The following is a 15,083-nucleotide window of genomic DNA, read 5'->3' on the forward strand; positions in this document are numbered from 1 at the left end:
GGGGGATTTGAGCGGAATACGATCAACCACAACGTTGGAATGATCGGTTACCGCTCCGGCAAAACATGCAAGGCGACAACCAGACTCACATGAGCCTGCGGTCTTGTTAATATCATCTACCGGAAAAAAGCGATGGTGCCCCCGGGGAGAATCGAACTCCCACTCACTAAGTGAAACAGATTTTGAGTCTGCCGCGTCTACCAATTCCGCCACAGGGGCAGGCAATCTGGGTGCGTGATCGCACCCTCCATCGACGGGCGGGATAATAGCTGTAAATTTCGCGGGGTCAATGGGGCTTTGTGCAAAAATGTTGCTGATTTTGCGATCATCAACTGCATCATTGCGATTGGTCGCAAAATGCGCTTTGATCGCGCCGAGTTTCAAGGCCCTGCGCCATTCACCAGACCATAGCTAAACAAGATAAGGCGCGATTGCCGTGATCCGCAGTCTTTATGATTGGACCATGAACCTGGCGGGTCACCGTCAAGCCGCTTGGGCATTGTTCTTTATTGCTGCGATTGAAAGCTCGGTCTTTCCGATCCCGCCAGATATCCTGTTGATCCCGATGATCATTGCAGCTCCAACCAAGGCCTGGCGTTATGCGCTGATCTGTCTTGTCGGATCGGTTCTGGGCGGTCTGATCGGATATGGAATCGGGTTCTTCCTGTTTGAAACGGTCGGCCGTCCGGTGCTGGAGCTTTATGGCTATGGCGCAAAGTTCGATCAGTTCAAAGACTATTATAATGAATGGGGTGCCTGGGCTGTGCTGATCGCCGGCATCACTCCGTTCCCCTATAAGGTCATTACGATCCTGTCGGGTGTCACAGCACTTGATCCGGTGGTCTTTACCGTTGCTTCGATCTTTGCCCGTGGATTGCGGTTCTTTGTCATTGCGGCCCTGATCTGGAAATTCGGCCCGGCCATTCGTGATTTCATCGAAAAACGGCTGGGCCTCGTTTTCACCATATTTATCGTGGTTCTTGTCGGTGGGTTCGCCGCAATCAAACTGATCCCGCACGGGTGACCCCATGAGCACATTTCAAGGAAGACGAGATACGGATTTGCTGATGTTCAAAATGCTTCGCCCGCGCTATATCCCGGCCTTCGCACCGATTATCCTGTTCCTGGTCTCAAGCGGCAGCATCGGATTTGCTCTTTATGCGCAGTATGTTCAGAAACTACTGCCCTGCATTCTGTGCCTGTATCAGCGCAAGCCCTTCTATATCGTGATCGGCCTGTCTGTTCTGGCCCTGCTTCTGATCCGCTTCCCCAAGGCCGCACGTGCAATCGTCTATCTTTGCGGGCTGACCTTTGCGGTTGGCACCGGCATTGCCATTTATCACGTCGGCGTTCAGGAACTCTGGTGGCAGGGACCGGCGATGTGTGGCGGAGTGCAAAGTGGTGCAAGTTCGCTTGCCGAACTTAAGGCACAGCTTCTTGCCCAGCCGATTATTCGTTGCGACAAAATCGACTGGACCCTGTTTGGCATCACCATGCCCACGGTCAATGTCTTCTTCTCGGCAGCCCTTACCATTTTCTGCTTCATCGCACCGTCACGCTGGATGAAGAAAGAAGGCGAACACGGCCTCTAGAATCAAAAGACGCCCGGAACAAACGTCATCGTTCGTCCCATCAAACCCGCCCGCACTCCGGGCGGGTTTGTTTGTATCCGGCCACCCGCCAAACGCGATCAATTGACCGGTGAATGAACAATTCTGCTTTTGATAATGAGAATTGTTATTGTTTGCAGGACATTCCCGGCTATATTTGCCCTGCGATTCTCAAGAGAGTCCCTTTCAGAACCCGGACCAAAGGACTGACGCAGGATTGACCAAGATGACATTTCATCCACGAATGACCAGCAAGATCGAAGGTATTTCCCTTCTGGATGATTTGCGTTTCCGGCGCTGGAACGCAGCCATCACCGATCTGTGGCATGTCGAATGCGAACAGGAAGCGGGCGGCACCTATGTCTCGCGCGCACCGCGTCTGGTCGCCATTCTGGACTGTATCGGTGACGGACGCGTCGAAGTCCGGGCTTCAAGTGACACAACTACCCGCAGCCATCGTGGGCAGGGATGCCTTTCCTATATCCCCGCGGGGATGGAGGTATCATCGGAAGTTCTTGGCAAATGCCGCCTGCGTCATCTTGATATTCATCTCGATGTCAAAGCCCTTGAACGTTCAATGGGGAGCATCCTTGACCGGCGGGCACTTGAAACACCCCGGATCGGGTTCTGCGATCCGCGCATCAATGCGCTTGTGCGGCTGCTTGCCGACGATCTTGAGACCGGTATGGCAGCCCCGCAGATTTACGGCGAAGGACTGGTAACAGCCCTGACTGCTGCCCTTCTTGGCCCGTCGCCAGCCACGGAACCACAGCGCAAGCGTGGCAAACTCGCCCCCTATCAGCTGCGCAAAACGGTCGATTACATCGAACAGAATTGCGGGCGGACCATCCGGCTTGATGAACTCGCCCAACTGACCGGCCTGTCTCAATCCTATTTCTGTTCTGCATTTCGTGAATCCACAGGCATGCCGCCCCAGCAATGGCAAATGAAAGCCCGTGTTGAACGGGCAAAAAAACTGCTGAAAAAAGGTGACACGCCACTGGCATCGGTTGCGGTTGGCGTCGGTTTTGCTGATCAGGCCCATCTGACCCGTGTCTTTCGCAAGATCGTCGGAACCACGCCGGGTGCCTGGCGCAAGGAACAGATCGCCTGAATTAAGCCAAATTCCGTTCAATCCGGACAAATCGGGTTCAATATTCCACCCCCGCGCGCGTGATATCGACTGGCCCATCATTCAAGATGGCCCGCCGGTTCCCGCCCAGCAGGTCGTCGCCAGAGACAACCGATAGGGATTCCCAAATGCGTTTTACAGGACAGAAACTGTCTTCGACCCTTTTGCTGGGCACTGCGATCGCATTGGTTTTTGCGGCGCCGAACTTTGCACGGGCGCAGTCGACCAATGATACGACGTCGAGCGAAGCGGAAAACACCGGGTCAACCGAAACCCCGGCCATTGTCATCGAAGCTGATAGCGAAGCAGAACCGGGCGATCCGACCCCGCCCGTTTATGCCGGTGGTCAGGTGGCAACCGGTGGTCGCGCAGGCGTTCTTGGCAACAAGGATGTGATGGATACGCCCTTTAGTACAACGTCATATACCAGTGAGCTCATCACAAACCAGCAAGCTCAGGATGTTGCAGACGTCCTTTTGAATGACCCTTCGGTCGTCAATTCAACCGGCTATGGCAACTTCGCAGACCGGTTCAATATTCGCGGTTACGACCTGCAATCCGATGATATCTCGCTTGACGGGGTAAGTGGCACAGCACCACGTCAGAAAGCAATCATCGAGACTTATGAAAGGGTTGAGCTCCTGAAAGGTGCCTCTGCGTTCCTCAACGGTATGCCTCCGGGGTCCAGCGGCATTGGTGGAACGGTTAACCTTGTTCCCAAACGGGCGACAGATGATCCCGTGACAAGTCTTACCGGAAGTACGGAAAACGGTAAAACCTTTGGCTCCCATGTCGATATTGGGCGCAGGTTTGGCTCTGCTGACCAGTTTGGTGCAAGGGCCAACGCCGTTTATCGTGACGGGGAAACCAGCATTGATGACGAAGAAGTAACCACGCGCCTTGCATCTCTTGCACTTGATTTCAACGGCGAGAATGCCCGCGTTACAGTCGATGGCATCATCAACCAGCACTATATTTCCCAGGCTCGCCCGTCGGTCAATATCGGAAGCGCCCTTACCAGTATCCCCAACGCGCCATCCGCAAGTCACAACTATGCCAGTGCATGGACCTATAGTGATCTGGAGGACTATATCGGTCAGGTACGTGGCGAATATGACCTTACCGATAGCACGATGGCCTATGTGGTTCTTGGCGGTCGTAATTCGGAAGAAGAAGGCGGTTATGCCACCCCCACCCTGAATAGCTCTGATGGAACAGCTTCATTTGGAAGTAGTGTCATCAACTTCCAGAATACCGATCTGAGCTCAATGGCTGGCATCCGGCAAAAGTTTGAAACAGGGCCTGTTAACCATGAAGTCAATCTCGGGATTTCCGGGATCTGGCAAAAGAATTATCAGGCCTATGAGTTCTATTCTAGTCAGACTGGCAGCATTTATGGTTCCGGTGCAGACAGCCACAGTTCGACGGTCACCTTCACCGGCGGCAACCTCAATGATCTTCCCTTGAGCAGCAAGAACACATTTGTCAGCTATTATATCGCCGACACCATGGGCTTCCTGAATGACCGGATTGAACTCACCGCGGGTATTCGCCATCAAGAGGTCAACACCAAGGGATATAATCTTGGCACAGGCGCACAGAACTCCTACTACGACTCACGTGCGGACTCACCAATGTTTGCCATCGTCGGCAAGGTGACGAATGAATGGTCGGTTTACGCCAACTACATTGAAGGCCTGTCAAAAGGCAAAACGGTCACCGATACCGGTGCAGCGAACTTCGGATCTGTTTTGGCACCTTATGTCTCCAAACAGTTTGAAACTGGCGTGAAAGCCGACTTTGGTACTTTTGGCGGCGGTATTGCACTTTTCCAAATTGAAAAGCCTTCTGTTTACAAGGACAGCACCACCAATATTGAAGACACTAACGGTGAACAGCAAAATCGCGGGATTGAGTTTACGGCCTTTGGCGAACCTGTTGAAGGCTTCCGTCTGCTTGGCGGCCTGACCTATATCGACTCAGAATTGCAGGACACCGATAACCGGACCAATGACGGCAAAAGGGCAAAGGGTGTTGCCGAATATCAGGCAACATTCGGTGTCGAATATGATTTGCCGTTCCTGCGGGGGGCGACATTAACAAGTCGGGTTATCCATAGCGGCCCGCAGTTTGTTGATGACGAAAACACGCTGCAGCTCGACGAATGGACACGCCTTGACGTTGGGGGGCGCTACAATACAACGCTGTATGGCTATCCGGTTACCTTCCGCGGCAATATCGAAAACCTGACCAACAACAATTATTGGGCAAGTGCCAGCACCGATAGCGAATACATCACGATGGGCGCACCATTGACGGCAAAGCTGGCCCTGACGGCCAACTTCTAAAAGTTACTGGCGATCTATTCAGACAGAAAAGCCGACGGATTTTCCGTCGGCTTTTCTGTTTTGCAGGTTCCGAGCAAGACCGGATCAGAAGTCGTATTCCAGTTCGGTATCCCAGTACAAAAAATCCCGCCAACTTTCATGGAGATAGTTCGGCGGGAAACGGCGTCCTGTTGACTGGAGTTCATGCATGGAGGGCTGCCCCGGCGTCCTGCGCAGTCGCAGGCCAGCTTCCCGGACCGATCGACTACCCTTGAACAGGTTACAGTCCGAACAGGCCGTGACGATATTTTCCCAGTTGGTACGTCCACCGCGCGCACGCGGGATCACATGGTCAAAGGTCAGCTCGTTGGTCGGCAGGCGATCCCCGCAATACTGGCAGGAGAACTCATCACGCAAAAAGACGTTAAATCGTGTGAAGGCCGGACTGCTTTTGAGCGGCACATATTCCTTGAGCGAAATGACGCTCGGCAGCTTCATTTTAAAGGATGGGGAACGTACTTCGCGGTCGTATTCCGAAAGAACATCGACGCGTTCAAGAAAGACCGCCTTGAGCGTATCCTGCCAGGACCAAAGAGACAGCGGGAAGTAGCTCAACGGCCGAAAGTCGGCGTTAAGAACAAGTGCCGGACACGCATTGGGCGATAAATGCATACCATCCGCTCCACCGTGTTTACCGAGTCGCTTGCCTTGTTTAGCAGGTTCGGGAATCGCTGGTGATGAAGAAATCGTGACGTTTCACCAAACCAGGCGACGCGGCGACGTAAACCACTGATAGAGCAAAGTATAGACCATTTTCGCAAAAGCGCAAAGTCCGTCTGCCGCCGAGTCGCGTTTTGTCAAATCCGGATGCCCCGAAATCAGGCGACTCCGACCATCCGCCTATGCCGCAAGCCACAAAAAAAGCTGCCCATCAATGATGGTGCAGCTTGTCTTGTGGGCTTGGAACCAAGCCCTGCGATCAGATAAACGAAAGGCCCGCCAGAAGCGAGCCTTCGTAAAATCTGTCTGTAAAGCAGAAGCCTGAATTAGGCAGCTTTTGCTTCAACAGCTTTGGCGACCTGGCGTTTGATTTTCACCAAATCTGCCGGCAGCTTTGCATTTGCAGTGCTGAGCAGATATGCATCCAGACCACCACGTTTTTCGATGGTGCGGACAGCATTGGTGGTCAGACGCAGACGCACCGAACGACCGAGCGACTCACTAAGCAGCGAGGTCGGCTGCAGGTTCGGGAGGAAACGACGTTTGGTACGATTGTGGGCGTGGCTCACATTCATGCCGACCAAAACGCCTTTGCCGGATACCGGGCAGCGACGTGCCATGACCTGATCTCCTGGTCTATAAATTCGCAAAAGGACGCTTGGCCTGAACATGCAGGCCCGCGCTTGGAGCCGGGTTATTACCGCCTCTGACCAATGTCGTCAAGCCTTCATCAACCGAAATCTGCGACAAAAACGCTTATCTGGCCCGTTTTGGCGGGAAACCGTGGTTTGGGTCGCATTTTACCCAACTCAACCGCACGGAATCTGCTCCTTTCCAAACCTGCGCGTCAGTATCAAAGTCTGCTTTGACAGGCAATTCCAAGAGCAGCGGTTGTGATCGTGACCGATTCTCGATTGAATGACGGACATCCCGACAAGCATTCCCGACATACGGACCCGCTATCCACTATCTTTATATATAGAGACCACGACGGGCACGGGTCACTTAATCTATGACGATCATTGATACGGATCAAAACGCATGCGCGTAAAGAATGTTAACTTCAACACCATGAGTTAAAAAATCCGTTTCGGGAGCATGACGGGACATGAAAACAGATAGCAACGTATCCTTGCCACTGTTGGGCATTCTACTGGTCGCAGTGATCGGTCTGGTACTTTATCTTGTCGGCTTTGTGCTGGCGCATTTAGGTGTCCCTGTCGCATCGTTCTGGATTTACGTTGCACTGGCACTTGTACCGGTCAGCTTCCTTGTACTGATTGATTTCAGCCGCTGATTCTGCCCCCCCATCAGAATGGCACTAAAACGGCCTGTCGCACCTGCGGTCAGGCCGTTTCTTTATGGTCCCTGCCATACTTCATATCCTGACCGGCACATCCGTTTGCCAATGGCAATCAACGCACGGAACAGCGCCCGGCCGGGCAAAATAATATCCCTGATAGGCATCAACACCCATGCCATCAAGCATGCTCCGCTGATGTTCGGTTTCAACCCCCTCGGCGATGACCTGCAAGCCAAAGCGGTGTGCAATCAGAATTGCACCTTCGATCACCACCCGTGCATTCTCATCCATCTTGAGAACAAAGGATTTGTCGATCTTGACCGCATCAATCTGGATTTGATGCAGACGCGACAGCGATGAATAGCCTGTTCCGAAATCATCAATGTGAATACCGATCCCCATATCAAACAGCTGATCAATCACATTCGCGATCAGAGCCCTTTGACGTTCTTCAAAGATTGATTCTGTCACTTCCAGCACAAGCCGGGTTGGCAAAAGCCCCGCCTCTTCAAGAATGCCTGAAACTATTTCCGGAAATCGCGGCGCGACCAGCTGGCGGATCGAGACATTGACCGCAATCCTGGTGTCATCTTCGGTCGAGGAACGAATCGTCTTGCACGCCTCGCGCAGGCACCATTCACCGATATCGACGATTAATGCGCTTTCCTCTGCAATAGGAATGAATTCGTCGGGCGGCACAAGACCAAGCTCGTTGCTATTCCAGCGCAAAAGCGCTTCGTAGGAAACAATCGCCCCGCTTACCGCATTAATGACCGGCTGATATTCAATATAAAATTCGTCAGCGCCGAGGGCGCGACGCAAGGCCTGATTGATTGCCAGCCGCCGTTCCTGTTCGGTCAAAAGCGTGCGGTCATAACTGCGCACATTGCCACGTCCCGAACGCTTCACATCCGCCGCCGCCAGATCAGCCCAGTGGATCAATTCCGAAATTCCCGGATTACGTGCCGCAGCAAAGGCAATTCCGGTACTAAAGCCGATATGCAGGGAATGACCACAAATCAGGATTGGCTGACTGATCGACGCACGCGCCTGATCAATCGTGCTTTCAACAAGGTCATGCAGCTCATCATGGGGGGCTGCGAGAACCATCAGGAACTCGTCCCCACCCCAACGGCCAACCGCATGCTGATCATCGATATAGACCTTCAGTCGTTCACTGACGATGCGCAGAACCTCGTCACCAATCGCGTGACTTAGCCCGTCATTGATCTGCTTGAAACGATCAAGGTCGATAAACAGGACCGCATAATCAAGATTGTCGGTCGACTGACGTTTTTTGTTAAACCAGGCAACAATCCCGTCACGATTCAAAATCCCCGTCAGGGTATCGTGTTCAACAAGCTTTCTGAGCTCTTCTGTCCGCTCGGCCACCCGTGCTTCAAGGGTTGCGTTCCAGTTCTCTGTGATGCGGTTCTTCTGGCGCAGATCCTCGACCAGATCGACATTCTGATGTTTCAGCACCAGGGACCGGAACAACACCGCATGATTGTTTCGATGGGTCACCAGCATCACAATCAGGAAGATCAAAGACAGAAAGGCCAGAACATAGTTCGGCTCGGCCATCACTGTCAGGATCACAGCAGGCGGAAACAGCAATGCAACCAGATAAATCCGCCCGACAAGAAATACAGGCGCCAGAATCCCCGTCGCCCCGCCCGCCAGACCGGCGATAATGATCAGCGTCATGAACTGGCTTTCACCGCGCACGGTGGGAATTTCAAAAACACCGATCATCGACCACAGAAAACCGGCGATCAGGACCCCGACCACATACCGCCCATGCCAAAGCCTGTATGCGTCGGCATCAAGTTCAGCAACAGAAGCACGGGCGCGCGCAAAAAGATAACCACCCCAAAGCCGGATCGCACAGAGGATGGTAACAAGTATCGCCCACCATGCCGTCACCCAGACCAGATCGCCCTGCAGCCACAATATCGCGACAAGCCCCGACGCTGCGGCAAGGTTCACCAGAATGTTTGCCCAGTTATTGCGATATGCCAGATCAAGAAGGTCACGCCGAACCTTCCCGGTAAGTTCATCACCGACCTTTATCGCTATTTGGGGATCAACAAATCGGCTTGCGATTTTCCTGACCAAACTGGCGTGCTTTTCCATCTGGCCTTGCTGCCTCTAACCTCATCGCATGAATAGATAATCCTATACATAGGTAATACTGAACACCAACGAGAATATCGAGTTTCACAAATATTAGGAAAACGCTTTCGTGATGTGCGCCAAAATGCAATCGGGGGAAAAGCAATCACCTTGCTTCTCCCCCGGAATGGTCATGTCAGAAGATCAAAATATTTCAAACACCTGCCCGGTCTGCAAACCTTCGACCGACTTGGCATAGCCAAGTGCGGCACGGGCAGCAGGCACCGGATCATGTCCACGGAAATAAGGTGCATAGCCTTCCATCGCCTCGGTAATCACACCGGGACTGACGGCATTGATGCGAAGACCGGGCTTCATTTCAATCGCGGCCGACTTAACAAACCCTTCTATCGCACCATTCACCATCGAGGCCGAACTGCCATACTGGATCGGGTCCTTGGCAAGGATACCGGTGGTCAGGGTAAAGGATGCGCGATCCGATACATATTCACGGCCAATCAGAACCAGATTGATCTGACCAAACAGCTTGTCATCAATCCCGATACGATATTTTTCCTCGTCCATTTCGGCAAAATCCCCGAAATGCACCTTGCCGGTGGTCGAAACCACGGCATCGACCGGACCGATTTTTTCAAACATCGCGCGAATGGATGCGATGTCTTTGAGATCGACATTCACATCGCCACTGGTGCGCGATGCGCGGATAATTTCGTGGCGCGGGGACAGTTCGGCATCGACACCTTTGCCGATGATCCCGGATGCGCCGATCAACAGAACTTTCATATCATCCTCCAATTCTGGAAATTTTGATGAATGTATGATTTCACAGAACAGTACAGCCGATAATCTGGATATTTACGAACCATTCGTTTAGTATTTTAAACAATGAAGGATTATCTGAGCGAAATGCGCAGCTTTGCTGCCGTGATCAAACAGGGCAGTTTCACCGATGCCGCCCGCGCCACTGGCGTATCCAAAGGGCTGATCAGTCAGCATATCAAACGCCTTGAAGATGTGCTGGGCGCGCAATTGCTGTTTCGCTCAACCCGCAAACTGGAACTGACCGAAATCGGTGCGACCTTTCTGGGTTATTGCCAAAGCATCACGCAAAGTGCCGATGCCGCATTCGAAGCGGTCGAAGCCCTTCGCGGCGAACCGGTCGGGACCGTTCGCATCACCGTCCCGGTATCCTTTGGCGAGATGTTCCTGCACGACATCATCGTTGCGTTCCAACAGGTTCATCCGCGTATTCAGATTGAAATGGAGCTGGAAAATACATTCCGTGATTTGCAGTCAGCCCATATTGATATCGCGATACGGGCTGGCCTGACCGATGATCCTGATCAGGTTGCCATTCCGCTTGGCCAACTTTCCGAGCTGATCTGTGCCAGCCCGGCATACTGGAAAGCACACCCAAAACCACAAACGCCCGCCGACCTTGCCGATCACAATTGTCTGGTCAATTTCCAGTATTACAAGGATCGCAAGTGGGTGTTCTTTTCCGATGACGGTCCGACATCCATCACGGCCGAGGGCAATTTGCGCCTCAATCATTATCCACTGATCCGCAATGCCACTGTTCAGGGACTTGGGGTGGCCCGACTGCCACGCTATATCGCCATGCCGGAAATCAGGGCCGGACGGATTGAAACCGCCCTTGAAGAATACAAGTCACCGTTGCGTCCGATCTATCTGGTTTATCCCTATCAGGGGAACCTTCCGATCAAGAACCGGCTGATGATTGATTTCATTCACAACTGGTTCACCGAACGCCCGGATCTGCTTGAAACCAGGTCTCCATCGACAACCGACTAGCGTTCAGAACTGATCGGCAAGATCGCGCACGGCATCGGGCGTCATCCCCTCTTCGCGCATTGAACGCAGGGTTTTTGATTTGTCGCGCTTGGCAAAGCGTTTGCCATCGGGCCCGGTCAAAAGACCATGGTGATGATATTCCGGCACGTCATATCCCAGCAATTCCTGCATCAGCCGATGAAGATGACTGGCAAAGAACAAATCCTGCCCGCGCGTGATCAGACTGATCCCCTGAAGATGATCATCATGGGTAACGGAAATATGGTAACTGGTCGGCGTATCCTTGCGTGCCAGAACCACGTCACCGAAAATCTCGGGTGTTGCAACCTGCCGTCCGGCCGACCGGTCAAACCAGACAAGTTCCCGCCCGACACGCCCAATTGCAGCATCCATATCAAGACGCAGCGCATAGCTTTCGCCCGCGGCAATCCGGTCTGATCGCTCTTGCGCTGAACAATGACGACAGGTTCCGGGATAAAGTGCCCCATCCGGTCCATGCGGCGCATTGCCAATCCGCTCGATCTCGGCCTGAATATCCTTGCGGGTACAGAAACACGGATACAGCAACCCCATATCCGTCAGACGATCAAGCACCGCCTGATAATCGGCAAAATGTTCGGACTGCACCCGAACCGGTTGTTCCCAACCCAGCCCAAGCCAGGCAAGGTCTTCGTAAATCGCATCAAGATATTCCGGGCGACACCGGGTTTGGTCGATATCTTCTATGCGCAAAAGAAAACGGCCATGCGGCCCGGCCTGTTTCATTGAAAACAATGCCGAGGCCGCGTGGCCAAGATGCAGATATCCGGTCGGACTTGGTGCAAATCGGGTGATCACCGTCATCCTGAATGCACCCCGCTCTTACCAGCGGTCCCGATCGCCAGCCGCACGGTCGCGTGCCTGTCCGCCATCGGCGGGCACATGGCGCATCGGGCGTTTGGGCTGACGCGCACCCTGTTCGTCAAACAGGTCTGACAATTCGGCAAGCATCGTGCCACCAAGTTCTTCGGGATCGTTGATCGTAACCGCGCGACGGTAATAACGCGTCACGTCATGGCCGATACCAATGGCCAGAAGTTCCACCGGTGATTTGGTTTCGATCCAGCCGATCACTTCGCGCAGATGGCGTTCCAGATAATTTCCGGAATTGACCGAAAGGGTCGAATCATCAACCGGCGCACCATCAGAAATCACCATCAGAATCCGGCGTTGCTCGGAACGGCCAAGCAGACGTTCATGTGCCCAAAGCAATGCTTCGCCGTCGATGTTTTCCTTAAGCAGCCCTTCACGCAGCATCAGACCAAGGTTCTTGCGCGCGCGACGCCATGGGGTGTCGGCGGCCTTGTAGATGATGTGACGCAGATCGTTCAAACGACCGGGCTTGGGCGGCTTGCCACTATCGACCCAGCGTTCGCGCGATTGACCACCTTTCCACTGGCGGGTGGTAAAGCCGAGAATTTCGACCTTCACCCCGCAACGTTCCAGCGTACGTGCCAGAATGTCGGCAGACAGCGCGGCAATCGTGATCGGACGCCCGCGCATGGACCCAGAATTGTCGATCAGCAGGGTCACAACCGTATCGCGGAAATTGGTATCCTGTTCCTGTTTGAAGGACAGGGATGTCGACGGTGTTGAAACGATACGCGCCAGTTTGGCGGCATCGAGGATGCCTTCTTCAAGATCGAAGTCCCAGCCGCGGTTCTGTTGCGCCATCAGACGACGCTGCAAACGGTTGGCAAGACGCGACACCACGTTCTGAAGGTTCGCCAACTGCTTATCGAGCATCGCACGCAAGCGTGACAGTTCAAGGTTTTCGCACAGATCATCTGCGGTTACGACCTCGTCGAATTCACGCGTGAACGGCTCGTAGCCACGTTCAATCGGCTCGTTGCGACCGTCAAATTCAGGCTGCTCACCCGGACCGGCAGGCTTTTCTTCCTGCGACATCGCTTCAAGCTGCTGATCGTCAATATCGCCTTCGCCTGCTTCGGCGTCTTCGGAACCCGCGTCCTGTTGCTGATCGCTGCCATCAGGTTCGGAATCGTCGTTCTGGCCTTGCTGGCCGCCCTGACTTTCCATGTCTTCCTGTTCAGGATCGGCTTCGCCTTCTTTTTCCTCGTCATCCTCGCCTTCCTGTTCGGGCGGGACATCATCAAGGTCATCTTCAAGCGACAGGTGATCAAGCAACCGGCGCATACCGCGCGCAAAGGCATCCTGATCATCAAGAACTTCACGCAGATCAGAAAGGTCAGACCCGGCACTTTCTTCGATATGAGTGCGCCACAGATCAATCAGCGGACGCGCGCTTTCGGGCGCACGTTCACCAGTAAAGATTTCACGCGCCAGCATGCCGATGGCATCAGCAAACGGTGCATCTTCACGCGATGTCAGGCGATGATAATTCTTGGCGTGGCAATCCTGTTCGGCATGGTCGCGCAGGTTTTTGCGGACACCCGGGAAATAGCGCGATCCCACCGCTTCGCAGCGTGCTGTTTCAAGCGCATCGTAAACAGCCTGAGCCTCGGCTGTTTCGGGCATGCGTTTGGCATGCAGGGCCACGTCGTGGTGACGCATCTTGAGCGCCCAGCCATCCGCAATACCACGAAGGTCTGCGACTTCATCCTTGGGCAAGGCCGTTTTGGGCATCGGCAAACGCACATGTTCGCCATAGCCGCCCGGCCGCCCGCCTTTGACAAAGCCGACTTCCAGATCATTGCGCCCGGCAAGCGCGCGAAACGTCGCTGCCGTGCCGCGCAAGAACCCGGAAAGAGCCTCATCATTCTTCATCGTACTACTCGCTTGTGGGATCAGCTCGCCAAGCTGCTTTAAAGACACGCCTTAGCGAACCATCACATTGATGGCTTCTTCGGGCAGCTCTTCACCAAAGCAACGCTGATAATATTCCGCCAGGATCGGACGTTCGACCTCATCGCAACGATTAAGGAACGTCACCCGGAAGGCATAGGAAATATCACCGAAAATCTTGGCGTTTTCAGCCAGCGTAATCACCGTACGCGGGCTCATCACGGTCGAGATATCACCAGCAATGAAACCCTGACGGGTCAGATTGGCAAGTGCGACCATCGCTTCGATCTTCTGGCGGCCGTCGGCATTGTCAAATGCCGGAACCTTGGCAGCAACGATATTGGTTTCATCGGCAACCGACAGATAGTTCAGTGTGGCCACAATCGACCAGCGGTCCATCTGGGCCTGGTTGATCTGCTGGGTGCCGTGATAAAGACCGGTGGTATCACCAAGGCCCACGGTGTTTGACGTCGCAAACAGGCGGAAATGCGAATGCGGGTGGATGACCTTGTTCTGATCAAGAAGGGTCAGTTTACCATCAACTTCGAGAACACGCTGGATCACGAACATGACGTCCGGGCGACCGGCATCATATTCGTCAAAGACCATCGCCACCGGACGTTTCAGCGCCCAGGGCAAAATGCCTTCGCGGAATTCAGTGATCTGTTTGCCATCACGCAGAACAATCGCGTCCTTGCCGATCAGGTCGATACGGCTGATATGGCTATCAAGGTTCACGCGCACGCAAGGCCAGTTCAGGCGCGAAGCCACCTGTTCAATATGGGTGGATTTGCCCGTACCGTGATAACCCTGAATCATCACACGGCGGTTGTGGGCAAAGCCCGCAAGAATTGCCAGCGTGGTATCACGGTCAAAACGATAGGTCGGATCAGCGACCGGCACGTGTTCACTGCCCTGGCTAAATGCCGGGACTTCCATATCGATATCAATCCCGAACGTTTCGCGCACGGAAATGGTGATGTCAGGTGTATCAAGCGGATGTTCAGCCGCCGTACCTGTCGCTTCGTAACCTTGGCTCATAAGTACTCGCGCATTTCTCGGACCGGCACTGGTGACGCGGTCGTTTCGTTAAACTTGCTCATTAATAGCGGTTTAGTCGCATCACACAAAGGGAAGATGCGCAAAAAATCTCTATTCCCGCAAAAGGTTTGCTCAAAGAGCTTCTCTAAATACTCTGGCACGGTACGCAAACCGCAGCCAGATTGACCAGATTT

13 protein-coding genes and 1 tRNA gene are annotated in these 15,083 nt (G+C 53.7%); 6 read left to right on the plus strand and 8 right to left on the minus strand.

Annotation, left to right across the window (positions count from 1 at the left end):
• Positions 1–133: 133 nt before the first annotated feature.
• Positions 134–219: transfer RNA gene (locus ACTU44_RS20415), tRNA-Leu, on the minus strand.
• Positions 220–436: 217 nt separating this feature from the next.
• On the opposite strand from ACTU44_RS20415, the gene ACTU44_RS20420 reads away from it, so the two are divergent.
• From ACTU44_RS20420 to ACTU44_RS20435, 4 genes are all read left to right on the plus strand, one after another.
• Positions 437–1,024, plus strand: a complete 588-nt coding sequence (locus tag ACTU44_RS20420) for a YqaA family protein (protein ID WP_462096243.1) — start codon at positions 437–439, stop codon at positions 1,022–1,024.
• A 43-nt stretch (positions 1,025–1,067) separates the two neighbouring features.
• Complete coding sequence (locus ACTU44_RS20425) at positions 1,068–1,592, plus strand: disulfide bond formation protein B (protein WP_114097163.1); 525 nt, start codon at positions 1,068–1,070, stop codon at positions 1,590–1,592.
• Between the two features lie 244 nt (positions 1,593–1,836).
• Positions 1,837–2,724 carry a helix-turn-helix domain-containing protein gene (locus ACTU44_RS20430; protein WP_462096244.1) on the plus strand — a complete coding sequence of 296 codons (888 nt, stop codon included), beginning with the start codon at positions 1,837–1,839 and terminating at the stop codon, positions 2,722–2,724.
• A gap of 146 nt (positions 2,725–2,870) precedes the next feature.
• Positions 2,871–5,090: a TonB-dependent receptor gene (locus tag ACTU44_RS20435; RefSeq protein ID WP_462096245.1), complete on the plus strand. Its 2,220-nt coding sequence runs from the start codon at positions 2,871–2,873 to the stop codon at positions 5,088–5,090.
• A gap of 84 nt (positions 5,091–5,174) precedes the next feature.
• Here the strand turns inward: ACTU44_RS20435 and ACTU44_RS20440 are convergent, their stop codons facing one another.
• Entirely contained in the window at positions 5,175–5,741 is a 567-nt protein-coding gene (locus tag ACTU44_RS20440; protein WP_114097161.1) for an HNH endonuclease, read from the minus strand.
• A 374-nt stretch (positions 5,742–6,115) separates the two neighbouring features.
• Positions 6,116–6,409, minus strand: coding sequence for a 50S ribosomal protein L28 (gene rpmB, locus ACTU44_RS20445; RefSeq protein ID WP_008889909.1), 294 nt, complete (start codon positions 6,407–6,409; stop codon positions 6,116–6,118).
• A gap of 488 nt (positions 6,410–6,897) precedes the next feature.
• On the opposite strand from rpmB, the gene ACTU44_RS20450 reads away from it, so the two are divergent.
• Complete coding sequence (locus tag ACTU44_RS20450) at positions 6,898–7,086, plus strand: hypothetical protein (RefSeq protein ID WP_114097160.1); 189 nt, start codon at positions 6,898–6,900, stop codon at positions 7,084–7,086.
• 81 nt (positions 7,087–7,167) lie between these two features.
• Here ACTU44_RS20450 and ACTU44_RS20455 read toward each other — a convergent pair whose 3' ends face one another.
• Both ACTU44_RS20455 and ACTU44_RS20460 read right to left on the minus strand, forming a co-directional pair.
• Positions 7,168–9,228, minus strand: coding sequence for a putative bifunctional diguanylate cyclase/phosphodiesterase (locus tag ACTU44_RS20455; RefSeq protein WP_462096246.1), 2,061 nt, complete (start codon positions 9,226–9,228; stop codon positions 7,168–7,170).
• Positions 9,229–9,411: 183 nt separating this feature from the next.
• The gene (locus tag ACTU44_RS20460; protein ID WP_114097158.1) at positions 9,412–10,011 is read right to left on the minus strand and encodes a short chain dehydrogenase; all 600 of its coding nucleotides are present in this window, start codon (positions 10,009–10,011) and stop codon (positions 9,412–9,414) included.
• A gap of 123 nt (positions 10,012–10,134) precedes the next feature.
• On the opposite strand from ACTU44_RS20460, the gene ACTU44_RS20465 reads away from it, so the two are divergent.
• Positions 10,135–11,043: a LysR family transcriptional regulator gene (locus ACTU44_RS20465; RefSeq protein WP_181850160.1), complete on the plus strand. Its 909-nt coding sequence runs from the start codon at positions 10,135–10,137 to the stop codon at positions 11,041–11,043.
• A 3-nt stretch (positions 11,044–11,046) separates the two neighbouring features.
• Here ACTU44_RS20465 and gluQRS read toward each other — a convergent pair whose 3' ends face one another.
• The 3 genes from gluQRS to cobS are packed head-to-tail and all read right to left on the minus strand — an operon-like array spanning position 11,047 to position 14,889.
• Positions 11,047–11,886: a tRNA glutamyl-Q(34) synthetase GluQRS gene (gluQRS, locus tag ACTU44_RS20470; RefSeq protein WP_114097156.1), complete on the minus strand. Its 840-nt coding sequence runs from the start codon at positions 11,884–11,886 to the stop codon at positions 11,047–11,049.
• 18 nt (positions 11,887–11,904) lie between these two features.
• Positions 11,905–13,830 carry a cobaltochelatase subunit CobT gene (cobT, locus tag ACTU44_RS20475; RefSeq protein ID WP_114097155.1) on the minus strand — a complete coding sequence of 642 codons (1,926 nt, stop codon included), beginning with the start codon at positions 13,828–13,830 and terminating at the stop codon, positions 11,905–11,907.
• Positions 13,831–13,881: 51 nt separating this feature from the next.
• On the minus strand, positions 13,882–14,889 hold the full coding sequence (cobS, locus tag ACTU44_RS20480; protein WP_114097154.1) for a cobaltochelatase subunit CobS: 1,008 nt from the start codon (positions 14,887–14,889) through the stop codon (positions 13,882–13,884).
• Between the last annotated feature and the right edge of the window lie 194 nt (positions 14,890–15,083).

Source organism: Thalassospira sp. SM2505 (assembly GCF_054901115.1).